21 protein-coding genes are annotated in these 22,307 nt (G+C 67.1%); 4 read left to right on the forward strand and 17 right to left on the reverse strand.

Going from position 1 to position 22,307, the window contains the following annotated elements:
• Positions 1-9 precede the first annotated feature (9 nt).
• From pstB to AZC_RS20710, 5 genes are all read right to left on the reverse strand, one after another.
• Positions 10-804, reverse strand: a complete 795-nt coding sequence (gene pstB, locus AZC_RS20690; protein ID WP_244421883.1) for a phosphate ABC transporter ATP-binding protein PstB — start codon at positions 802-804, stop codon at positions 10-12.
• Positions 805-901: 97 nt separating this feature from the next.
• Positions 902-1,735, reverse strand: coding sequence for a phosphate ABC transporter permease PstA (gene pstA, locus AZC_RS20695; protein WP_012172555.1), 834 nt, complete (start codon positions 1,733-1,735; stop codon positions 902-904).
• Positions 1,736-1,749: 14 nt separating this feature from the next.
• Entirely contained in the window at positions 1,750-2,727 is a 978-nt protein-coding gene (pstC, locus tag AZC_RS20700; RefSeq protein WP_012172556.1) for a phosphate ABC transporter permease subunit PstC, read from the reverse strand.
• A gap of 205 nt (positions 2,728-2,932) precedes the next feature.
• Positions 2,933-3,976 carry a phosphate ABC transporter substrate-binding protein PstS gene (gene pstS, locus AZC_RS20705; protein ID WP_043879659.1) on the reverse strand — a complete coding sequence of 348 codons (1,044 nt, stop codon included), beginning with the start codon at positions 3,974-3,976 and terminating at the stop codon, positions 2,933-2,935.
• 128 nt (positions 3,977-4,104) lie between these two features.
• Positions 4,105-5,466 carry an ATP-binding protein gene (locus AZC_RS20710; protein WP_012172558.1) on the reverse strand — a complete coding sequence of 454 codons (1,362 nt, stop codon included), beginning with the start codon at positions 5,464-5,466 and terminating at the stop codon, positions 4,105-4,107.
• 276 nt (positions 5,467-5,742) lie between these two features.
• On the opposite strand from AZC_RS20710, the gene AZC_RS20715 reads away from it, so the two are divergent.
• Positions 5,743-6,366: a hypothetical protein gene (locus tag AZC_RS20715; RefSeq protein WP_012172559.1), complete on the forward strand. Its 624-nt coding sequence runs from the start codon at positions 5,743-5,745 to the stop codon at positions 6,364-6,366.
• Between the two features lie 48 nt (positions 6,367-6,414).
• Here AZC_RS20715 and AZC_RS20720 read toward each other — a convergent pair whose 3' ends face one another.
• From AZC_RS20720 to ahcY, 3 genes are all read right to left on the reverse strand, one after another.
• Positions 6,415-7,467, reverse strand: a complete 1,053-nt coding sequence (locus AZC_RS20720; protein ID WP_043879660.1) for a lysylphosphatidylglycerol synthase domain-containing protein — start codon at positions 7,465-7,467, stop codon at positions 6,415-6,417.
• Positions 7,468-7,616: 149 nt separating this feature from the next.
• Positions 7,617-9,503, reverse strand: coding sequence for a potassium transporter Kup (locus tag AZC_RS20725; protein WP_173362981.1), 1,887 nt, complete (start codon positions 9,501-9,503; stop codon positions 7,617-7,619).
• A 274-nt stretch (positions 9,504-9,777) separates the two neighbouring features.
• A complete protein-coding gene (gene ahcY / locus AZC_RS20730) occupies positions 9,778-11,172 on the reverse strand; it encodes an adenosylhomocysteinase (protein WP_043879661.1) in 1,395 nt (464 codons plus the stop codon).
• A 499-nt stretch (positions 11,173-11,671) separates the two neighbouring features.
• Between ahcY and AZC_RS20735 the strand changes: the two genes are divergently transcribed.
• Complete coding sequence (locus AZC_RS20735; RefSeq protein ID WP_012172563.1) at positions 11,672-12,268, forward strand: CarD family transcriptional regulator; 597 nt, start codon at positions 11,672-11,674, stop codon at positions 12,266-12,268.
• Between the two features lie 1,120 nt (positions 12,269-13,388).
• Here AZC_RS20735 and AZC_RS20740 read toward each other — a convergent pair.
• Positions 13,389-13,592, reverse strand: a complete 204-nt coding sequence (locus AZC_RS20740) for a hypothetical protein (protein WP_043879662.1) — start codon at positions 13,590-13,592, stop codon at positions 13,389-13,391.
• Between the two features lie 78 nt (positions 13,593-13,670).
• Positions 13,671-14,339, reverse strand: coding sequence for a cold-shock protein (locus AZC_RS26320; RefSeq protein WP_043879663.1), 669 nt, complete (start codon positions 14,337-14,339; stop codon positions 13,671-13,673).
• A gap of 374 nt (positions 14,340-14,713) precedes the next feature.
• Here AZC_RS26320 and AZC_RS20750 point away from each other — a divergent pair, with 374 nt between their 5' ends.
• Positions 14,714-15,397 (forward strand): nitroreductase family protein, encoded by a 684-nt coding sequence (locus AZC_RS20750; protein ID WP_081434156.1) that lies wholly within the window; start codon positions 14,714-14,716, stop codon positions 15,395-15,397.
• A 56-nt stretch (positions 15,398-15,453) separates the two neighbouring features.
• Here the strand turns inward: AZC_RS20750 and AZC_RS20755 are convergent, their stop codons facing one another.
• Together AZC_RS20755 and AZC_RS20760 are read right to left on the reverse strand one after the other, a co-directional pair.
• On the reverse strand, positions 15,454-15,831 hold the full coding sequence (locus AZC_RS20755; protein WP_043879664.1) for a hypothetical protein: 378 nt from the start codon (positions 15,829-15,831) through the stop codon (positions 15,454-15,456).
• 138 nt (positions 15,832-15,969) lie between these two features.
• Positions 15,970-16,212 carry a hypothetical protein gene (locus AZC_RS20760; protein ID WP_043879665.1) on the reverse strand — a complete coding sequence of 81 codons (243 nt, stop codon included), beginning with the start codon at positions 16,210-16,212 and terminating at the stop codon, positions 15,970-15,972.
• 140 nt (positions 16,213-16,352) lie between these two features.
• Between AZC_RS20760 and AZC_RS20765 the strand changes: the two genes are divergently transcribed.
• Positions 16,353-17,948: a gamma-glutamyltransferase family protein gene (locus tag AZC_RS20765; protein ID WP_012172569.1), complete on the forward strand. Its 1,596-nt coding sequence runs from the start codon at positions 16,353-16,355 to the stop codon at positions 17,946-17,948.
• 12 nt (positions 17,949-17,960) lie between these two features.
• On the opposite strand, the gene yihA is transcribed toward AZC_RS20765, so the two are convergent.
• From yihA to rnpA, 5 genes are all read right to left on the reverse strand, one after another.
• Entirely contained in the window at positions 17,961-18,632 is a 672-nt protein-coding gene (gene yihA, locus AZC_RS20770; RefSeq protein ID WP_012172570.1) for a ribosome biogenesis GTP-binding protein YihA/YsxC, read from the reverse strand.
• Positions 18,633-18,698: 66 nt separating this feature from the next.
• Positions 18,699-19,238, reverse strand: coding sequence for a cytochrome b (locus AZC_RS20775; protein WP_012172571.1), 540 nt, complete (start codon positions 19,236-19,238; stop codon positions 18,699-18,701).
• Positions 19,235-19,807 (reverse strand): YceI family protein, encoded by a 573-nt coding sequence (locus tag AZC_RS20780; RefSeq protein WP_012172572.1) that lies wholly within the window; start codon positions 19,805-19,807, stop codon positions 19,235-19,237. Before AZC_RS20780 ends, AZC_RS20775 begins: the two co-directional genes overlap by 4 nt.
• 268 nt (positions 19,808-20,075) lie before the next feature.
• Complete coding sequence (yidC, locus tag AZC_RS20785) at positions 20,076-21,899, reverse strand: membrane protein insertase YidC (RefSeq protein ID WP_012172573.1); 1,824 nt, start codon at positions 21,897-21,899, stop codon at positions 20,076-20,078.
• Positions 21,896-22,306: a ribonuclease P protein component gene (gene rnpA / locus AZC_RS20790; RefSeq protein ID WP_012172574.1), complete on the reverse strand. Its 411-nt coding sequence runs from the start codon at positions 22,304-22,306 to the stop codon at positions 21,896-21,898. Before rnpA ends, yidC begins: the two co-directional genes overlap by 4 nt.
• Position 22,307 lies beyond the last annotated feature (1 nt).

Genomic DNA, 22,307 nt, shown 5'->3' on the forward strand with positions numbered 1-22,307 from the left:
CGTGCCGCGTCAGCCGAACCGGCCAGTGATGTAGTCGCGCGTCTTGATCTCCTTCGGATTGGTGAAGATCACGTCCGAGGGGCCGACCTCCACCAGTTCGCCGAGGTAGAAGAACGCCGTGCGGTCGGCGCAGCGCGCCGCCTGCTGCATGTTATGGGTCACGATGACGATCGTGAATTCCTGCTTCAGCTCGTCGATCAGATCCTCGATCTTCGAGGTGGAGATCGGATCGAGCGCCGAGGTGGGCTCGTCCAGCAGGATGACTTCCGGCTTCACCGCGATGGTGCGGGCGATGCACAGGCGCTGCTGCTGGCCGCCGGACATGCCGAGCGCCGAGGTGTGGAGACGGTCCTTGGTCTCTTCCCAGATCGCCGCCTTGCGCAGGCAGCTCTCGACGCGCTCGTCCATCTGCGACTTGGACAGGCTCTCGTGCAGGCGCACGCCGAAGGCGATGTTGTCATAGATGGACATGGGGAAGGGCGTCGGCTTCTGGAACACCATGCCGATGCGGCTGCGCACCACGGTGGAGTCCAGATCCTTGCCCACCACGTTCACGCCGTCGAACATGACCTCGCCCTCGGCGCGCTGGCCGGGATAGAGGTCGTACATGCGGTTGAAGACGCGCAGCAGCGTGGACTTGCCGCAGCCGGACGGGCCGATCATGGCCGTCACGCGCTTCTCCGGGATGGTGAAGTTGATGTTCTTCAGGGCGTGGTTCTGCCCGTAGTAGAAGTTCAGCTTGTTGACCTGGATCTTCGTCGGCGCGTCCGGGGCGCCGGGCTTGGCCGACACGCTGGTGGACATGCTGAGGTTCGGATCGACGGCGGAAGTCATGGTCTAGCCTCGTTCGGATCTCGGGGCCCGGCGCAGCGGGCGGAATTGCGTAGGGAAGCCGGCCCGGTCAGTGCGACCGCGCCAGGACGAGCCGCGACACCACATTGAGCACCAGCACGCCCACCGTGATGAGCAGCGCGCCGGCCCAGGCCAGGGCCACCCAGTCGTCGAAGGGGCTGCCCGCATACTGATAGATGGCGATCGGCAGGCTGGCCATCGGCTTGGACAGGTCCACCGACCAGGAATTGTTGCCGAGCGAGGTGAAGAGCAGCGGCGCCGTCTCGCCGGCGGCGCGGGCGATGGCCAGCAGCACGCCCGTGACGATGCCGGCGCGGGCCGCGCGCCACGTCACCATCATGACCACCTTCCACTGCGGCGCGCCGAGCGCGAAGGCGGCTTCGCGCAGGCCCACCGGCACGAGGTTCAGCATGTCCTCGGTGGTGCGCACGATGACCGGGATCACCAGGATGGCGAGGGCGATGGAGCCCGCCCAGCCCGAAAAGCCGCCGAAGGGCACGACGAGCAGCTGATAGATGAAGAGGCCGACCAGGATGGACGGCGCAGAGAGCAGGATGTCGTTCACGAAGCGGGCGGCGGAGCCGATCTTCGTGCCCTTGCCGTTCTCGGCGAGGAAGGTGCCGGCGAAGATGCCGATCGGACCGCCGATGACGAGGGCGAGGCCGATCTGGATGAGCGAGCCGACGATGGCGTTCAAGAGGCCGCCGTTCTGGCCCGGCGGCATGGTGATGCGCGTGAAGACGTTGGTGCCGAGCGCCGGAAGGCCCTTGGCGAGCAGCGTGAGCAGGATCCATGCGAGCAGAAGGATGGCGAGGGCGGCGAATCCGACGGAAATCGCCTTGACGGTCGTGTCCTTGGCCCGGCGGGCGGCGAGCGAAGCCATGGTTCGGTTCTTTCTCAGTCGAGGCGCGAACGCACCAGCGCGCGGGACAGCGCGAGGACGATGAAGGAGATGACGAACAGGATGAAGCCCAGCTGCAGGAGCGAGGTGAGCTTCAGCGAGCCGATCGGCGCCTCGGGGAATTCGTTGGCGATGGTGGAGGCGATGGTGGCGCCCGGCGCGAAGAGCGAGGCCGAGAGGCGGGTCGCATTGCCGATGACGAAGGTCACCGCCATGGTCTCGCCCAGCGCGCGGCCGAGGCCGAGCATGATCGCACCCACCATGGCCGTGCGGCCGTAGGGAACGGAGACGTTCTTGTAGACCTCATAGGTGGTGCAGCCGACGCCGTAGGCGGATTCCTTCAGCATGGGCGGAACCGATTCCAGCGTCTCCACGAACATGGCCGTGATGAAGGGCACGATCATCACCGCCAGGATGAGACCGGCGGTAAACATGCCCGAGCCCAGCGGCGGGCCCTGGAAGAGCGCGCCGATCACCGGGATCGGGCCCAGCCACTCGATCAGCGGGGGCTGCACATAGGCGGCCATCAGCGGCGCCACGATGAAGAAGCCCCACATGCCGTAGATGATGGAGGGCACGGCGGCGAGCAGCTGCACGGCAACGCCGATGGGGCGCTTGAGCTGCTGCGGCGCGATCTCGGTGAGGAAGAAGGCGATGCCGAAGGAGAGCGGCAGGGCGACGATGACGGCGATGATGGCGCTGAACAGCGTGCCATAGATCATCACCAGCGCACCGTATTTCTCGGTGACCGGGTTCCAGCTCGGGCTCCAGAGGAAGTCGAGGCCGAACTCGCGCAGGGCCGGCAGGCCGCCGAGGAAGAGCTGGCCGATGATCAGGCCGAGCAGCACGAGAACGAGGATGCCGCAGGCCCACAGGGCGCCCACGAACAGCGGATCGGACAGTCCGCCGATGCGCTTGGCCTGATGAATGGGAATTCGGCCCATGTCATCCCTGGTATCGATCGTCGCGTCCATTCCCAGCCCTTCCTGCGTCCCCCGGCTGCGTCCAGTGCCGGTGTGGGTCTTTCATCCACGTCGCCAGGAGCCCCCTGCTCCGGCGTCCGTGCGGGCGGCAGCGCCATGGCATCCTGCACGCATTGCATTCAAAAAGCCGGGACAAGCCCGGCACCCTCCGCGGAGGGACCGGCCCGCACCGGCGAAGGTGCGGGCCGGAGGATCATCAGAACACCGGCTTGCCGTCCGGAGCCTTCACTTCAGCCTTCCAGGCTTCCTCGACGCGCTTCACGACCGCCTCGGGGAGCGGGATGTAGTGAAGCTTCTCGGCGATCTCGCCACCTTCCTTGGTGTAGGCCCACTGGAAGAACTTCATCACTTCCTTGGAAGCGTCCACGTTGGTGGGGTTCTTCGGCAGCAGGATGTAGGTGGCGGACACGATCGGCCACGCATTGGCGCCGGGCGTGTTCAGCATGGAGGCGGCGAAGTCCTTCGAGCCGGCCCAGTCGGCGGCAGCGGCGGCTTCCATGAAGGCCGGGACCGTCGGGGCGACGAACTTGCCGGCCTTGTTCTGGAGCTGGGTCACGACCAGCTTGTTGGCGGCGGCGTACACGAACTCGACGTAGCCGATGGCGCCCTTGGTGTTCTTCACGGTGCCGGCAACGCCTTCGTTGCCCTTGGCGCCCGCGCCCGTCGGCCACTGCACGGAGGTGGCGGCGCCGACCTTGGCCTTCCAGTCCGCGCTGACTTCAGCGAGGTAGGAGGTGAAGACGTAGGAGGTGCCCGAGGCGTCCGAACGATACACCGGGACGATCGCCTGGTCGGGGAGCTTCACGCCGGCGTTGAGGTCGGCGATCGCCTTGTCGTTCCACTTGGTGATCTTGCCGAGGTAGATGTCGGCGAGGACCGGGCCGGTCAGCTTGAGCTGCTCGGTCTGGATGCCGTCGAGGTTCACGGTGGCGACGATGGAGCCGATCACGGCCGGGAACTGCAGCAGGTTGTTGGAGGCCAGCTTCGGACCCTCAACAGGGGCGTCGGAGGCGCCGAAGTCCACGGTGCGGTTGATGATCTGGTTCTGACCGCCGCCGGAGCCGATGGACTGGTAGTTCAGGCCGTTGCCGGTCTTCTCTTTATACTTCGCACCCCAGGACTGATAGACCGGGGCCGGGAAGGACGCGCCAGCGCCGTTGAAATCGAGGGCAGACGCGTTACCGGCGACGAGGGTGCCGGCCACAGCGAGGGCTGCGCCGAGAATATGGGTGAGCTTCACGGGGTTCTCTCCATTGCCAATCAGGTGCTGCCACGGGACGTTCCCGTCCTGACGCAACTTTGGACCGCCCACACATAGCGGTCTGGCCCGAACCTTCTATGACTGGTTCGTGACACCTGAATGACGGATCAAGCCGCTGTATTTACTGAGTTTTTCGCAGCGTCATCGGAGAGGTCGAGGCGCACGGTAAAAGTTGCCCCCTTTCCGGGGGTGCTCTCCACCATCAGCCGGCCCCGATGGCGGGCGACGATATGCTTGACGATGGCGAGGCCGAGACCCGTCCCGCCCTGGTCGCGGCTCGCCGCAACGTCCACCCGATAGAAGCGCTCGGTCAGGCGGGGCAGATGCTCCGGCGCGATGCCCGGCCCATAGTCCCGCACGCTCACCGCAGCCACGTCACCCTGCGTCCCCGGCTCGCGGGCGATGCGCACATCCACGTTCTGGCCGGTGCCGCCGTATTTCAGGGCGTTCTCCACCAGATTCTCGAACAGGCGGATGAGTTCATCCCGATCGCCGCGCACCGGCATGGCGCTCCCGTCCGTCTCCAGCGTGATGGTGATGGCGCGGTCCTGCGCCAGCGGGCCGAGCGTGTCGCGCACATGGGAGAGGATGCCGCACAGGTCCACCACCGTGTCCGGCCGCACGTGCACGTTGAGTTCGATGCGCGAAAGCGAGAGCAGATCGTCGATGAGGCGCGACATGCGGCGGGCCTGCGCGCCCATGATGCCAAGGAAGCGCTCGCGCGCAGCGGCGTCGTTCTTGGCGGGACCCAGCAGCGTCTCGATGAAGCCGGAGAGGGAGGCGAGCGGGGTGCGCAGTTCGTGGCTGGCATTGGCCACGAAGTCGGCCCGCATCTGCTCGCTGCGCCGCTGGGCGGTGAGGTCCCGGAACGTCAGCAGCACGCCGTCCGGCTTCGACGGTGCCGGCGCCGCTCCCTTCGAGCCCGAAGCGTCGGGGCGCGGCTTCAGCTGGACGGGCACCACGTGGGCCTCGAGCCAGCGGTCGAGTGGGATGCGCTCGGCAAACTCGACGCGTCGGGGGATGCCGTCCTCGGCCGCCATGCGCACCGCTTCCAGCACCTCGGGCACGCGCACGAGGAAGGAGAGCGGATCGCCCACCTTGGCCGGGCCGATGGCAAGCGCCACGCGGGAATTGGCGGTGCGGATCTCGCCGGTGGGCGTGAGCAGCAATGCCGGTTCCGGCAGAGCGGCGATCAGCGCATGCACCGCCGGCTCACCCTCCACGTGGTCCTCCTGGGGCCGCACCTTCTCGGCGAGACGCTGGAGCACCGGCGGCTCTCCGGTGAGGATGGCGCAGGCAAAAAAGCCGATGACCGCCACCACCAGCAAAGGCAGCCCGACGCCGGGCGCCATCTCGCCGCTCAGCATGGCCACCAGCACGATGGCAGCGATCAGGCCGATCCACAGGCGCGGCTGCCGCCAGAACGGCGGCGCGGACGCGGCGTCGCGCGCCTCGGCAGGCTCGTTCATGGCAGCGCTCTCCCGCCGGTTACAGGACCGGCGCGCCTCACATTGCGGCCCGACATGGGCGTGACCTCTGGCAACGGAAGGCGCGGCGAGCCGGCCTTCTTCGATTCGTTAATCGGGTGATGGTGAATTCGGGCTGCGAAAGCAATACGACAAAGCGGCGGTCCCTATTTTCGCCGCAGGGTGTGATTCAAAGTTCCTTCAAGGGAACCTGTTCTCCTATAGAACTCTTTCCATGCAGGCTGCGCTGTGGCGGCGTGTATCTGACGGGACGAAACCATGTCCATTCGTACGGGTCTTCTGGCGGTGACGACCCTGGCCGCGGGCCTCGGCGCCGCCGCTGCCGATCCCCTGCCCTACCCTTCCGCGGACTTCGCCCTGAAGGCGGTCCTGCGCGACGGGGGCTCTCTCGACCTCGCCTATGCGGACGGGCGCATGCGCCTGGAACTGCTGCCGAAATCCTCGCCCACCCTGATCGTCGGCATCGCCGACCTGAAGTCCGGCAAGGTGGCACTGATGGTGCCGTCCATGCCCAAGATGGCGATGCAGACGGACCTGCCGCCCAGCTTCAGCTTCGCCGCCCTCACCGGCTCGGGCACCAAGACCGGCACCGACACGGTGGCGGGCGAAGCCTGCGACCTCTGGAAGATCGATCCGGTGCCGAGCCAGACCACCGCCGGCCCCACCACCGCCTGCATCACGGCCGACGGCATCGCCCTGCGCACCCATGTGGAAATCCAGGGCAAGCCGCAGTTGGTCTATGAAGCGACCGCGCTGACGCGCGGCCCTCAGGACCCGCGCCAGTTCATGGTGCCCCATGGCGTGCAGACGGTGAAGCTGCCGAAATCGGCGGTGGCGGCGGTGCCGGGGCTCAACCTTCTGGCTGCCCCCTCCGCGCCCTAGGCCCCTGCGGCCGGCATCGCCGCCGCAGGTCCGTTCTCACCGCAAGCCTCACTCGGCGGCGGTGACGTGCTTCTTCTCGGGAACGACCGTGTCCTTCGCGGTGGCCGCCTCGGCCGCGGCTTCCGCCGCTCCGCGGGCCCGCAGCCGCCCGAGGTAGAGCTCCCGCCCACCCAGCAGGGACAGGGCGAAGGCGAAGGGCACGATGTAATAGAACAGCCGGAACACCAGCAGCGCGCCGACCATCTCGCCGGTGTCGAACTGCGGCAGCGCCACCAGCAGCGCCGCGTCGAACACGCCGAGGCCGCCGGGCGCATGGCTGGCGAAGCCCAGCAGCGTCGCGGTGACGAAGATGACCGCCAGCGAGATGGGATCGATATAGGGGCTCGCCGGCATCAGCATGTACATGGCGGCGGCGCACAGGCTGAGGTCCAGGATGCCGATGCCGATCTGCAGCAGCGTCGTCTTGCCCGCCGGCAGCGTGATGAACCAGTTGGAGCGGCCGATCTTGCGCGGCGCCGCGCTGACCCACCACACATAGCCCACCAGCACGGCGAGCGCGCCGATGCCGATCAGCCGGTTCACCAGCGGCGGAAGCTGATCCACGGCGGTCGCCGCGTCGGGATGGATGACGATGCCGAGGCCCAGCACCGCAATGTTGCCGAGCCAGAAGGTCAGGCCCGCGACGAAGCAGATCTTCGCCACGTCCACCGCTGAGAGGCCCCAGGCGGAATAGATGCGGTAGCGCACGGAGCCGCCGGTGAAGACCGTGAAGCCCACGTTGTGGCCGACCGAATAGGAGCAGAAGCCGGAGAGCGCGGCGACGCGATAGGGCACGTGCGGTTTCTCGATGGTCCGGAGCGCGAACCAGTCATAGAAGGTCAGCGTCAGATAGGCGCAGGCCACGAGAATGAAGGCCGCGGCCACGTGCAGCGGGTTCTTCGCCTTCAGCGCGGCGACCACGTCGGCCACGTTGAGGTTGTGCAGCATCTTGTACAGGACGGTGATGGCAAAGCCGATCACCACGAGGCTCAGGATAAATCCCAAGCCATGCAGGCCCACGCGGTCCCGCAGGAAACGCCAAACCGTCTTAGGAAAGCTCATCACGCACCGTGTCCCCGCAGACGGCCCGCCCGCCCCATTGTCCACCGGCGAACCGCCCGGATCGGATGGGATGACGCTACGTCGCCACCATCCTTGCATTGAAGCCCTACAGCCTCAAGACGGCGCGCCCAAGGCACGCGGCCCGATTTTCAAAGTTTCACCGGATAACCGATCTCGACCGTGCGGCTGCGCGGCAGGCCGAAGCGGTCCACCGAGCGCTCGGCGTTGCGGGCGAGGAAGGCGAAGACGTGGGCCACCACGTCGCGGCCCCGCACCACCTCGTCCGGAGGGATGATGCGCTCGTGGCCGATCACATAGATCGCCTCGTCCGGATCGACGCCACGGGCGCTCAGCGCCGGCCCGAGCACCGAGGGCACGTCGATCTGCTGCATGTAGCCGAAGCGCAGGTCCACGCGGATGAAGCCGCCGTCGAGATTGGTCACCCGCACCCGGTCATCCACCGAGACGCGCGGCCGGGCGGCGATCCAGACCGAGACGATGACCGCCCGCTGGAAGCGCACCTTCAGCAGGTCCGCCATGCGCGAGAGAGCCACCGGCGTCATGGCACCGGCGCGGGACAGGAAGATGGCGGTGCGCGGGCTCTCCGCATCCGAGGCGCGATCGCCGCGCAGCACGAATTCATCGAGCGGCTCGGTGAAGCGCTGCTGCTGCGCCACCACCCCCTCGAGGCCCCGCCGCCAGCTCACCATCACGAAGATGACGATGCCGGCGATGGTGAGCGGCAGCCAGCCGCCCTCATGCAGCTTGGTGAGGTTGGCAGAGGCAAACGCCGCATCAAGGCTGAACAGGCCGATACCCAGCGCGATCACCGCGGGCTTGGGCCATTTCCACGCCCGGTTCACCTGCGCCACGAACAGGATGGAGGTGGTGACCATGGCGAAGGCCACCGCGATGCCATAGGCCGAGGCGAGGCGGTCGGAGGCCTCGAAGCCGAGCACGACGGCGATGCAGGCCACCATGAGCAGCCAGTTGAGGCGGCCGACATAGATGTGCTGCTCGTTGTGCTCGCTGGTGTAGCGGATGCGCATGGGCGGCAGGTAGCCGAGTTCGATGGCCTGCTTGGCCAGCGAGAACACGCCGGTGATGATGGACTGAGAGGCGATCACCGTCGCCGCCGTCGCGAGGAACAGCAGCGGGATATCGAACAGGTCCGGGCAGAGGTCGTAGAAGGGATTGCGCACCGCCTGCGGGTCGCGCAGCAGGATGGCACCCTGTCCGAAATAGTTCAGCAGCAGCGCCGGCATGGCGACAAACAGCCAGGCACGGGCGATGGTCTTGCGGCCGAAATGGCCGAGGTCCGCATAGAGCGCCTCGCCGCCGGTGATGGCGAGGAAGCAGGCGCCGATGATGACGCCGGCAAGACCCGGATGGGTGGTGACCGTATGGAAGCCCGCCCGCGGGTCGAGGCCCGCCAGGACTTCAGGCGCCTGCATGATGCCATAGACGCCCAGCACCGCCAGCGAGCCGAACCAGAGCACCATGATGGGGCCGTAGAAACTGGCGATCCGCTCGGTGCCGAGGCGCTGCGACAGGAACACCGCCGCCAGCACCAGCACGGTGAGCGGCACGATCCAATCCAGCAGGGCCGGCGAGATGACCTGAAGGCCTTCGATCGCCGAGAGCACCGACATGGCCGGCGTCAGCACGCCGTCGCCGATGAGCATGGCGGCGCCCACGAGGCCGGCCGCCAGAAGATACCAGCGCAGACCGATGGCGCTGCGATGCAGGTCGAGCAGCGTCACGAGCGCGAGGATGCCGCCTTCGCCATCATTGTCGGCGCGCAGGACAAGCATCACGTATTTGACGGTGACGGAAAGGATGATGCTCCAGGTGATGAGCGACAGGAGGCCCATCACGTCGGCGCTGGTGAAGTCCGTGCCGCCAACCGCCAGCACGCCCTGCTTCAGGGCATAAAGCGGACTGGTGCCGATATCGCCGAAGACGACGCCCAGCGCGCCGATCTCCGCGGCGAGCGGCAGGGCGCGGGAACGATCACGACTGAAGCTCAAGGCCATCGCTCGCGTTCCGGTCGTTCACGGTTGCTGTGGCGACGGAAGGGATGGGAGCGGCACGCGCACGACACTCACTCTCGATCGGGCGCGCACCATGCGTCCCGATTTCCGGTCGAAACGGTCCAAGGCTGCCCCCTAGAACACGCGGCCGAAGCATCGGCTGCCGCTCACACCTAGCTCCGATCGGACCGGCTGACAATGTGCCGGATCAGGGCACCTCAGCCCCGCACCAGCCAGAATGGATGGCCGCGCCTTTCGGGCGCGGCCGCTTTCGCGATCAGTAGCGGTAGTGCTCGGGCTTGAAGGGGCCCTCGCCCGGCACGCCGATGTAATCGGCCTGCACCTTGGAGAGCTTGGTGAGCTTCACGCCGATCTTTTCGAGATGAAGCGCCGCCACCTTCTCATCGAGATGCTTCGGCAGCGTGTAGACCTTCTTCTCGTAATGGCCCGGCTTCGTCCAGAGCTCGATCTGGGCGAGCGTCTGGTTGGTGAAGGAGGCGGACATCACGAAGCTCGGGTGGCCGGTGGCGTTGCCGAGATTCACGAGGCGGCCTTCGGAGAGAAGGATGATGCGCTTCTTGTCGGGGAACTCGACCTCGTCGACCTGCGGCTTCACATTGTGCCACTTGAAGTTCTTCAGGCCGGCGACCTGAATTTCGCTGTCGAAGTGGCCGATGTTGCAGACGATGGCGCGGTCCTTCATGGCGCGCATGTGGTCCACGGTGATGACGTCGAGGTTGCCGGTCGCCGTCACGAAGATGTCCGCGCGCGGCGCGGCGTCTTCCATGGTGGTGACCTCATAGCCTTCCATCGCCGCCTGCAGGGCGCAGATGGGGTCGATCTCGGAGACGAGCACGCGGCAGCCGGCGTTGCGGAGCGAAGCGGCCGAGCCCTTGCCCACGTCGCCGAAGCCCGCGATCATCGCGACCTTGCCGGCCATCATCACGTCCGTGCCGCGACGGATGCCGTCCACGAGGCTCTCGCGGCAGCCGTAGAGGTTGTCGAACTTGGACTTGGTGACGCTGTCGTTCACGTTGATGGCAGGCCAGAGCAGCGTGCCCTTCTTCTGCATCTCGTAGAGACGGTGCACGCCCGTGGTGGTCTCTTCCGTCACGCCGCGGATGTTCTTGGCGAGCTGGGTGTACCAGCCGTGCTTGTGCTTCAGGCGGCGCTTGATGGCAGCGAAGAGGACTTCCTCTTCCTCATTGGTGGCGCCGTCGAGGAAGGCGGTGTCGCCGTTTTCCGCGCGCAGACCGAGGTGGACGAGCAGGGTGGCGTCGCCGCCGTCGTCCAGGATCATGTTCGGGGTGCCGCCGTCGGCCCACTCGAAGATGCGGTGGGTGTACTCCCAGTATTCCTCCAGCGTCTCGCCCTTCACGGCGAAGACGGGGGTGCCGGCGGCGGCGATGGCGGCTGCGGCGTGGTCCTGGGTCGAATAGATGTTGCACGAGGCCCAGCGCACGTCCGCGCCCAGCGCCTTCAGCGTCTCGATGAGCACGCCGGTCTGGATGGTCATGTGCAGGGAGCCGGCGATGCGCGCGCCCTTGAGCGGCTGCGACGGGCCGTATTCGGCGCGGGTGGCCATGAGGCCCGGCATTTCGGTCTCGGCGATGTCGAGCTCCTTGCGGCCCCAATCGGCGAGATTGATGTCCTTCACCACATAATCGGTCATGTCTGCTCTCCCTGTCGGGGCCTCAAGGCGGCGCGGCATGCTGCGGCACGCCAGCCGAGTGCCGGGGACGTAGCACGACCCGGCAGCAGCATCAATAACGATATAAAGAAATGTTTATATGACCACTTCCAAAACGGAACGGCCCCGCAGAATCGCATGCGTGCCCTGCGCCGGATCGCTTGCGCGAAAATGAACGACGCTTTCATTCAGGTGATTTTTGTGTTATGTAAGGTGTTACAGTCGATTGCGTCTCAGTCAACCATCCCGCGCTCATATCATCTGCGCATTCTCGGGACATAGGGGCGAGAGTTTGGCGTGTCCGGCCGCGGGGTACGGCTTGGCGCGAAGGATTGATTGTTGATTTCGACTGCCAGCGGGCTGCCGGATCTTCCGTAGCCCAGTCGTCAGCACAAGTCACGCACCCGTCGAAAAGCCGGTCATCGGCGCGCGCGTGTCAGGACGATCCGGCCTCCGGGCCTGATCAGGAGCGGTTCAAAGCATGTCGACAAAGAAGAGCAGCGCGCAGGCCCGTCTTGGCTTCAAGACGGGAGAACACATCGTGTACCCCTCTCACGGCGTCGGCCGAATCACCTCCATAGAAGAACAGGAAGTCGCGGGCTTCAAGCTCGAACTGTTTGTGATCTCCTTCGAGAAGGACAAAATGACGCTCCGCGTGCCGGTGCCGAAGATCGCTTCGGTGGGCATGCGCAAGCTGTCGGAAGGCCCGGTCGTGACCAAGGCGCTGGAGACCCTGAAGGGCCGCGCCCGCGTCAAGCGCACCATGTGGAGCCGCCGTGCCCAGGAGTATGAGGCGAAGATCAATTCCGGCGACCTCATCGCCATCTCGGAAGTGGTCCGCGACCTCTATCGCTCTGACGCGCAGCCCGAGCAGTCCTATTCCGAGCGCCAGCTCTATGAAGCCGCGCTGGACCGCATGGCCCGCGAACTCTCGGCCGTGCAGAACATCACCGAGACCGAGTCCGTCAAGCTGATCGAGCAGAACCTCCAGAAGGGCCCCAAGCGGGGTGCCGGCAAGGCGGAAGAGGTCGAGGACAGCGAGATCGACCAGGACATCGAGGCGGAAGAGGCGGCCTGAGCCGTTCGCCCACACCTCTCCAGTCAAGGCCCCGCTTCGGCGGGGCCTTTGCTTTTGGGCACCCCGAAACGAGCCGACCCTCCCGGCCGGAGTGTCGGCCATCCGCGCCTGCGGGCAGCCGAGCGCATGCGGACCAATCCGCCGTTGGCGGAGCCGGAAAGCCAATGCGCCATATGCGTGCCGGCCGGAACACTCTCAGACCATCCCGTGCATAGGGAGGCGCATCCGCGATCCCGGCACAGGAGGAGAGACGGACCCGAGCCATCTCCCCCTGCCGTTTGGCCATGGCCCCGCTTCAGCGGGCCTCGGCTTTTTCGCGCTGGCCGAAACCGACAGGTCTTCCTGACCTGCCAGCCTGACATAAGCCTTCGCGGACAAGCCAGAGGTTGGCGCAGTCGGAAAGCGACGCGCGATATACGTGCAGCCGTCCGGTGGTGGCGACGCTGGCCGTCACGTCGCGAGCGGACCGGCTATTCCGACGACACGTCGTTGAGAAAGGCCGGCTCAAATCCTCGAGCAAAATCGCAGGACGTTTCAGGCGCGGAGTTTCGGCGAGGCGGAAGCTGCTGCCTGAGCCGTCGTCACCCGAACTGAAACAGCTTAGGCCTCACTTCAGCGGGCCTTCGCTGAGCGCCGCCGGGTCCGGCCTTCAAGTTCCCCGGCCCACCCAAGCCTTCGGGAGGAAGCCGGCATTGGCAGAAGCGGGAAGCGCGCCACGCCGGGTGCGGGCCAATCGTCCGCTAGCGCGGACGCCCGGGCCGCCGCTTCTCGAAAGGACCAGCGAGCTCAGAAGACGCTTCATTCGTGAGCGACCTCTGCTCGTGCGGGAGCGCCGAGATGAGGCGACGCATCGCCCGTCATAGCCAAGATCGAGACGTCTGGCGCGATCCTGATAAAAGCCCCCAAACCCCGCTGCGGGCCGCAGGCGCCGCTCTGGCAGGAGCCCTGCCGCCCCCCCCTCCTCGGAGCACGTCCGGAACATCGCCCCGCGCGGGAGGCCTGCCCCGGAATGCAAAAAGCGCCGTCGCGGACCCGCGAGGCGCTCATCGAACTCATGGAGTGCGGGCGATATTCCGGCGCCGCTCCATCCCCTTCGGACGGCGGCCGGAATCTCTTGGTATCAGCGGCGCGCCTGCGGCGCGTGCTGTTCTTCCTGAAGCAGGGCCTCGGTGGCCGCGATGGCCCCTTCCAGCTCCGAAATCTTGCGGAGCGCGCCGTCAGACGGAAGCGTCCCGGCCTTGGCAGCGGTGACAATCAGGTCCCTCTGCGCCTTCTTCAGTCGATCGAGGAGACCGTCGAGATCCGCCTCAGAACTTTGAGCCATGAAACAGCCAACTCCCGAAAACAACGGGAACGGCCGCCACCCGAAGGCAGCGGCCGCCCATGAACGCTAAGGCGCCGGTCAGTCCGCGACTTCGATGCCGCGGGCCTCCGGACCCTTCGGGCCCTGGCCAACCTGCACCACCACGCGCTGACCTTCGCTGAGGTCGGCAAGGCCGGAGCGGGACACGACGGTGACGTGCACGAACACGTCCTTGCCGCCGCCCTCAACGGCGATGAAGCCGAAGCCCTTCTCGGGGTTGTACCACTTCACGGTGCCGACACGCTCCTCGGTCGGGCCGGAAGCCGCGCGGGGGCCACCCGAACGGGGGGCGCCGCCGCCGAAGCCACCGGGGCCGGCGGGCGCGCGACGGGGCGGGGCAGCCTCGGCGGTCGAGGTATCGACCTCGAGCACCTCGGTGACCTGACGGCCCTTCTGGCCCTGGCCGACGCGGACGCTCAGCTTCGAGCCGGGAGGCACGCTTTCCTGGCCGGCGGCCTCGAGGGCGCGGGCGTGCAGGAACACGTCACCCGAACCGTCGGACAGCTCGACGAAGCCGAAGCCCTTCTCGGGGTTGAACCACTTGACGGTGGCCTCAATGGGCGGACCCGACGGAGCCGGTGCACTGAACGAGCTGTGCGAGGGGAAAGCACGCTCTCCGCCGAAGGCGCGGTCCCGCGACGGGGGCGGGGCATAATCGTCATCAAAGCCACGACGGCGCGGCTCTCGGAAGTCTCGGTTACGGCTCATGTGTATTTCCGTTGAGGTCAGGTCGCCAATCTTGGCCTGGGCCATCCACCATTGCTGAACTTGTCGTCGTTTGTACTGATACCGTCTTGGAACGACCTGAATAAGTCCCCCTCGACACGCTCAAGCCAGCTTCCCGCTTCTCGCCTTACAGCCTAAATGGACATGGCCGGATTTTCCGTGCGTTCAATGCAGAAACGCCCATCACACCGGCATATTCACACACTAACACACATTCCTGCCGATTTGGTACATCAATGTTTATCTGACGTGATCAGGGGCCCGTCAGAAAGACGCTTTACATTTTTGGAACAAGCAAAACCGGTCAGGCTTGCAATGTTTTTCGTCGCCGCCCCGCCGAGGCCAGAGGTAGCATGATGTCCGAGCCCTTGACCCAACAGGACATTCGCGCGCCCGCCGAGACTCCCGCCGCCCGCCAGCACGGCGCCGCCCCCACCCATTCCGGTGTCGCCCTGCCCCGCGCCGAGGCGCCGGAAGCCCTCGCGCTGCTGGAACGGCGCCGCTCCCTGCCCCTGCGCTCCCTGGTCGAACCCGGCCCGACGCCGGCGGAGCTGGACCGCCTGCTGGCGGTGGCCGCCCGCGTACCGGATCACGGCCGCCTGGTGCCGTGGCGCTTCATCGTCCTGTCGGGCGAGGCGCGGGCGCAGGCCGGAGCGTTGCTCGATGCGCTCTATCGTCGCCAGAACCCGGACCTGCCCGAGAGCAAGGCGGACATGTGGCGCCTCTATCTCCTGCGGGCCCCGGTCACGGTGGTTCTGGTGAGCCGGCCGGACCCTGCCGCCAAGGTTCCGGTCTTCAACCAGATCCTATCGGCGGGCGCCGCCGGCATGGCGCTCGTCAGCGCCGCGACGGCGCTGGGCTATGGCGCCCAGTGGCTGCTGAAATGGCCCGGCCGGGACCCAGAGGCCGCGGCCCTGCTGGGCGTCCGCGCGGGCGAGCAGGTGGCCGGCTTCATCCATCTCGGCAGCCCGGCCGAGCGGCCCGACGATCGCCCCCGCCCCGCGCTCCCCGACGTGGTGACCCACTGGCAGCCGGGCTGAAACGCAAAGAGGCGGGCCAGAGCCCGCCTCTCCAACGGTTCAGCGACGCGCCGTCCTCAGTCGAAGGAAGCCGTCGTCTTGTCGCTCTTGCGGTTGTAGCGAATGGTGATCTTCGACACCGAGCACAGGTCGATGTCGTACCAGATGGCGCTGGAGTTATCGTCCGAATAGACGACCTTCAGGTCCCACTTGCAGGTTTTGGTGGCGCGGTGGAACTTGATCTCCCAGGAATCGCCGTCGTCCAGCGTGTCCTTCCCGAGAACATCCTCTTCCCAGTCGTCCGACTTGCTCGGCGAGACGAACACCTTCTCGATGTCGTAGCCGGTCTTGTTGACGAGGGTGAAATTCTGCCGCGCCTCGGCGGCAGCGAGCGGGCCGGACACCGCCAGCACGGTAAAGAGCGCCAGCACTGCGGCGCAGATACGCGAAACCATCCTCAGCCTCCCACGCAGGGCCACAGGCCCGATCGCCGTACCCAACTACGGGATCACTTTTGCGTGGTCAATCGAGGTTTCGCCCGTCTCCCATGGCGCAAATGGGGTCGATCCCCCAGCAGCGCTCGAAAGGCGCGGTCAATAGTGCAGCTTGGCCTCGGCCTGGGCGGCGCTGCGCACATACTTGACGCTGAAATAGACGGCCAGCAGGCCGAACAGCGCCATCAAGGCGTATTCGCCGATGTCGCCGAGCTGGAACAGGCCGGCGAGCGCCCACCCGGCGGCCACCGCCACCGTGAATGCCTGGACCGCGACGAGAATGGTGGCGCTGATGACGCTCACCAGCCCGCGTGCCGTCAGTCCATCATTCGTCCGCGCCATTCTCGTCTCCGTCAGGGCCTTGCGCCCGCTGCGCCGCGCCGACCCTTCCGGTCGGGGGCAAGCTGAATTAAGAGGCCGGGACACTGCTCTGCAAAGCCGCGCGGGTCAAGCGCACGGCATCAGCCGCCCCGGAGGGCCCCATGAGCCACGAAAGCACCCACACCGCGCGCGGCATCGTCGCCGCGCCCCATGCCCTCGCCGTCGAGGCCGGGCGGCAGGTGCTGGCGGAGGGCGGCAATGCGGTGGAAGCGGCGCTCGCCACCGCCGCCGCCATTGCCGTGGTCTATCCGCACATGAACCATCTGGGCGGCGACGGCTTCTGGCTCATCCGCGAGCCCAACGGCCGGGTGCGCTATATCGAGGCCTGCGGCTTTGCCGGCGCCCGCGCCACCATCAAGAGCTATCGCGACGCCGGCTATGACACCATTCCCGAGCGCGGCCCGCTCGCCGCGCTCACCGTCCCCGGCCTCGTCGGCGGCTGGGGGCTGGCGTTGGAGGCGGCCCGCGCCGCCGGCGGGCGCCTGCCCCTCCCCCGGCTGCTGGAGAGCGCCGTCCAGCACGCCCGCGCAGGCGTGGCCGTCACCCGCTCGCAGGCGCAGCTCACCGCCGACAAACTCGCCGAGTTGAAGGACGCGCCCGGCTTTTCCGCCCAGTTCCTCGTGGATGGCAAGCCGCCGGAAGTCGGCCACATCCAGAAGGCGGAGCGGCTCGCCGACACGCTGGAGCATCTCGGTCGGGCGGGGCTGGAGGATTATTACCGGGGCGACGTCGCCCACGAGATGGCGGCGGATCTGGAGCGCATCGGCAGCCCGGTCACCCGCGCCGATCTGGAGCGCTATCGCGCCGTGGTGCGCGAGCCGCTCAGCGTCGATCTGCCCGAGGGCCGCATCTTCAACGCGCCCCCGCCGACGCAGGGTCTCGCCTCGCTTCTCATCCTCGGCCTCTACAGCCGCCTCGGCGTGAAGCGGGCGGAGAGCTTCGATTTCATCCACGGTCTGGTCGAGGCGACGAAGCGCGCCTTCCTCGTGCGCAACGAGGTGGTGCGGGACTTCGAGCATCTGAAGCACGATCCGGCCCACTTCCTCACCCCCGCCGCGCTCGATGCGGATGCGGCCCGGATCGACAGGCGCCGCGCCCTGCCATGGCCGCAGCCGGCCAAGCGCGGTGACACCATCTGGCTGGGCGCGGCCGACGCGAGCGGGCTCGTCGTCTCCTACATCCAGTCCATCTTCTTCGAGTTCGGCTCGGGCTGCGTGCTGCCGCACACCGGCATCCTCATGCAGAACCGTGGCGCCAGCTTCAGCCTCGACGAGCGGGCCGTGAACCCGCTCACGCCCGGCCGGCGGCCCTTCCACACGCTCAACCCGGCGCTGGCGGTGCTGCGGGACGGGCGGGTGATGGCCTATGGCACCATGGGCGGCGAGGGCCAGCCGCAGACGCAGGCCGCCGTCTTCTCCCGCCATGTGCTGCACGGCGTGCCGCTGGGCGAGGCCATCGAGCGGCCGCGCTGGCTGCTGGGCCGCACCTGGGGCTCGACCCACACCAACCTCAGGCTCGAGAACCGCTTCGATGAGGATGTGGTGCGGGCCCTCGTCTCGGCCGGCCATGATCTGGAAGTGCTGCCGGAGGCATTCTCCGACACCATGGGCCATGCAGGCGCGGTCATCTATACGCCCAAGCGCGATCTCGAAGGCGCGCACGATCCGCGCGCGGACGGCGGGGCGGCGGGCGTCTGATCCCGCCGCGCGTCAGCTGCGCTCGTCGATGATCCGGGCGATCGCCGCGCGCAGTTCCGCAAGGCCCTTGCCGCCATGGCTGGAGGTGGGAAACACCTCCGGGAAGGCGGCGGGGCGGCGGCGGATCTTGTCCTTGGTGTCGGCGATGACGGCCTCAAGGTCGGTCCGCTTCACCTGATCGCTCTTGGTCAGCACGATGGCGTAGGACACCGCCGCCTTGTCGAGCAGATCGAGGATTTCCGCATCCACCGGCTTGATGCCGTGGCGGGCGTCGATGAGGACGAAGACGCGGGCAAGGTTCACCCGGCCGCGCAGATAGGCGCGGATGGTGGCGACCCAGGCATCCACCTTGTCCTTCGGCGCCTTGGCAAAACCATAGCCCGGCATGTCCACGAGCATCATCTCGGGCACGCACCGGAAGAAGATGAGTTCCTGCGTCCGGCCCGGCGTCACCGAGGTGCGGGCGAGCGCCGTGCGGCCGGTGAGCGCATTCACGAGGCTCGACTTGCCCACATTCGAGCGGCCCACGAGCGCAATCTCCACGCCCTGCATGGGCGGCAGCACGTCGACGGTGGGGGCGGCGGTCACGAACTTCCACTCGCCGGCAAACAGCAGACGGCCCTTCTCCAGGAAGGGATCAACGGGCTCTTCGGCGGGCGCGGCGGCTTCGGGCGTCTCGGTCATGCCCGCTTATGGTCCGCACGGCCGGCGGACGCAAGCGGCGGCACCGCCGGGCGCCGCCGCAGACGATCAGAAGCCCATGCGGGCCAGAACACCGTCGCGGTCGATGAAGCGATGCTTCAGCGCCGCTGCCACATGCAGCACCACCAGACCCAGAAGGGCGTAGGCGAGTGTCGCATGCACCAGCTCCAGTTGCCGGAACAAGGCGGCGTTGGGCGCCACCAGATCCGGCAAGGTGAAGAGGTTGAACGGCCGGGTGGGCAGATGCAGCGGCGAAGCCGAGGCCATCATCCAGCCCGCCACCGGCACGGCGACCATGAGCAGATAGAGCAGCCCATGTGCCAAATGGGCCGCCCGCCGCTGCCAGCCGGGCGGCATTGCCTCGCGGGGCGCGGGCGACAGGAGGCGAGTGGCGATCCGCGCCGCCACCAGCACCAGAACCGCAAAGCCGAAGGACTTGTGCCACAGATACCAGGCGAAAGTGGTGCCGAGGTCGGTGCGCACATGGGTCATCACCCAGCCCAGCACCAGCAGGCCGAGGATGAGCGCCGCCATGGCCCAGTGCAGCAGCCGGAGCGGCAGGCTCCAGCGCCGGCGTTCGCTCCTCACTGGGTGTCCGCCAGCGCCGCGACGGTGATGGCCACGTCGTCGGAGATGAGCGGCAGGCCCGCCGTCATGCCAAAGTCCGACCGGTGGATGTGACCGCGCGCCGTGAGGCCGAGCGCGCCCTTGCCCGTGGACTGGTCCACATCCACCACGAACACCTCGGGGCGGCTGACGCCGAGCAGCGTCAGGGTGCCGGTCACCTGCACCCGGTGGTCGTCGAGCTTCTCCACCGACGTCGATTCAAAGCTCACGGCGGGAAAGCGCTCGGTATTGAGGAAGGCATCGCTGCGCACATAGCTGTCGAGCATGGGCAGGCCGGTGTCGAGGGAGGCCGCCTCCACCTTGAAGCTCACCTTGCTGCGCGCGGGATGGTCGAAATCCACCGCAAGGTTGGAGGTGAACCTGCGGAACTGGCCGCGGGTCAGCGGATAGCCTTCGGCGCCGATCTCGAAGCGGATGGCGCTGCGGGCCGGATCAAGCACATAGGGCGCCGCGCGCACGGCGCCCGCGGCAAGCGCCAGAACGGCGGCAGCGATGGCCGCCCGCCCGGCGGTGCGACGAAACATGGACATTCAGACCTCCCCGAAGGTGCCGCCGACGGGGCATCGGCCGGCACGGGGAGCAGGCCACGCGGCGCCGGAAGAGATCCCGCTGCGCCGCTGGTCGCATTCCCACCAAGCAACCGTCCCTAGCGGCAGTATCGCCGCGAGGTTTCGTCCCCGCCTCTTCTACGCAGGGCGTGGTCTCTGGATGTGGCGAGAGCGTATTTTCGAGGCCCGCGCCAAATAAAAAGGGCCGCGCAATGCGCGGCCCTTCCGAATTCGACTTGACCCAGGGTCATCAGCCCTTGGCGGTCTTCTTCTTGGAGAAGGTGCGGGTGATGTTGTCCCACAGTTCGATCTTCACGCCGTTGCGGCGCATGATGACCGCCTGCTGGAGCACCGAGAGGGTGTTGTTCCACGCCCAGTAGATCACCAGACCGGCGGCGAAGTGCGCCAGCATGAAGGTGAAGATGATGGGCATGTAGTTGAAGATCATCGCCTGCGTCGGGTCCGGCGGGGCGGGGTTGAGCTTCATCTGCACCCACATGGTCACGCCCATGATGAGCGGCCAGGCGCCGAGCATCAGGTAGGGGCCGAGCACGGGCACCACGCTCGGGTCCCACGGAATTAGCCCGAACAGGTTGAAGACGGTGGTCGGATCGGGCGCGGAGAGGTCGTGGATCCAGCCGAAGAACGGCGCCTGCCGCATCTCGATGGTGACGAACAGCACCTTGTACAGGGCGAAGAAGACCGGGATCTGGATCAGGATGGGCAGGCAGCCCGCCACCGGATTGATCTTCTCCTTCTTGTACAGCTCCATCGTGGCCTGCTGCTGCTTCACCTTGTCATCGGCATAGCGCTCGCGGATGGCCATCATCTCCGGCTGCAGGGCCTTCATCTTCGCCATGGAGGCGTAGGACTTGTTGGCCAGCGGGAAGAAGATGCCCTTCAGCAGCACGGTCACGATGAGGATCGCAACGCCGAAGTTGCCGACGAGCTTGTAGATCCAGTCGATGACAAGGAAGAGCGGCTTGGTGATGAAGTAGAACCAGCCCCAGTCGATGAGCAGGTCGAAGCGGTCGATGCCGTACTGGCGCTCGTAGCCGTCCACCACCGCCACTTCCTTGGCGCCGGCGAACAGGCGCGACTGCGAGGCGATGCTCGCGCCGGGCGCGATGCTCTGGGCGCTGCCGAGATAATCGGCCTGGAACGTGCGCGTGCCGGCGACCGTGCTCGACGAGAAGCGGCTATCCACCTGCGCCTTCTGGTCCGGAATCACCGTCGCGGCCCAGTATTTGTCGGTGATGCCGAGCCAGCCGCCCGTCGCCTTCATGGCGAGCGGCTTGGCGTCGTCCATCTTGGCATAGGTCACTTCCTGCAGGCCGTGGTCGCCCATCACGCCGATGAGGCCCTCGTGCAGGATGTAATAGCCCTGGGTATGCGGCATGCCGTGACGGGACACGAGGCCATAGGAATAAAGGGTGGCGGCGGCCGCGCCCTTGTTCTCCACCTCGTCCTTGACCGTGAACATGTAGCGGTCATCGACAGTGAAGGTGCGGCGGAACAGCAGGCCCTGGCCATTGTCCCAGGTCAGCACCAGCGGGGTGGCGGGGGTGAGCTTGGCGCCGGCCTCGGCGGTCCACAGCGTATCGGGACCGGGCACCGGCAGGTTGGCGCCGGGGGCCACCGTCCAGCCGAACTCCGCATAGAAGGGCTCGGGCGAACCGGAGGGAGACAGGAGCACGATGTTCGGGCTCTTGGGGTCCACCGTTTCGCGGAACTGGCTGAGGGTCAGGTCATCGGCGCGGGCGCCGCGCAGCGAGATGGAACCGCGCAGGCTCGGGGTCTCGATGGCAACGCGGGGGGTCGCGGCCAGCGCCTGGGCGCGGGTCATGACGCGCGAACCGGCAACGCCCGTGGAGCCGGGCGCGGTCGGCGCGGCACCACCGCCCTGCGCGGCCTCGGCGGACGGCGACGGCGTCTGGGTCGCCTGCGCGGCCTGCTGCTGCGCCTGGATCTGGCGCTGCTTCTCGGCCTGCGGCAGGGCGATGAAATACTGCCACCCGATGAGGATCACCAACGACAAGCCGATGGCGATGAACATGTTGCGGTTATCGGTCATGCCGGGCGGCCTCCGTCGGCGGGGGCGATAGGTGTCTTGGATGTGGGGGTCTTGGCTTTTTTCGCGGCATGCAGCCGGGAGACGGCGCGCTCCATATCGCGCACCAGCGTCTGGAAGGGCGCGTCGAGACAGGGGCCGCGCGCCACCAGAACGTAATCGAAGCCGCTGCGGCCGAGCTGCGGCATCACCAGCCGGGCAGCCTCGCGCAGCCGGCGGCGCATGCGATTGCGCACGACGGCATTGCCGTTTTTCTTGGTCACCGTGAAACCGAGGCGGGGCTCGGCCTCGTCGTGCCGGTCCCGCCCCTGCAGAAGGAAGGACGGGACATTCGCACGCTCTGCCCTGGCCGCTGCCAGGAAGTCACGACGCTTGCGGAGACGATCCACGACGGCCAGCTCCGCGGGCACG

The organism is Azorhizobium caulinodans ORS 571, assembly GCF_000010525.1.
Classification (GTDB): Bacteria; Pseudomonadota; Alphaproteobacteria; order Rhizobiales; family Xanthobacteraceae; genus Azorhizobium; species Azorhizobium caulinodans.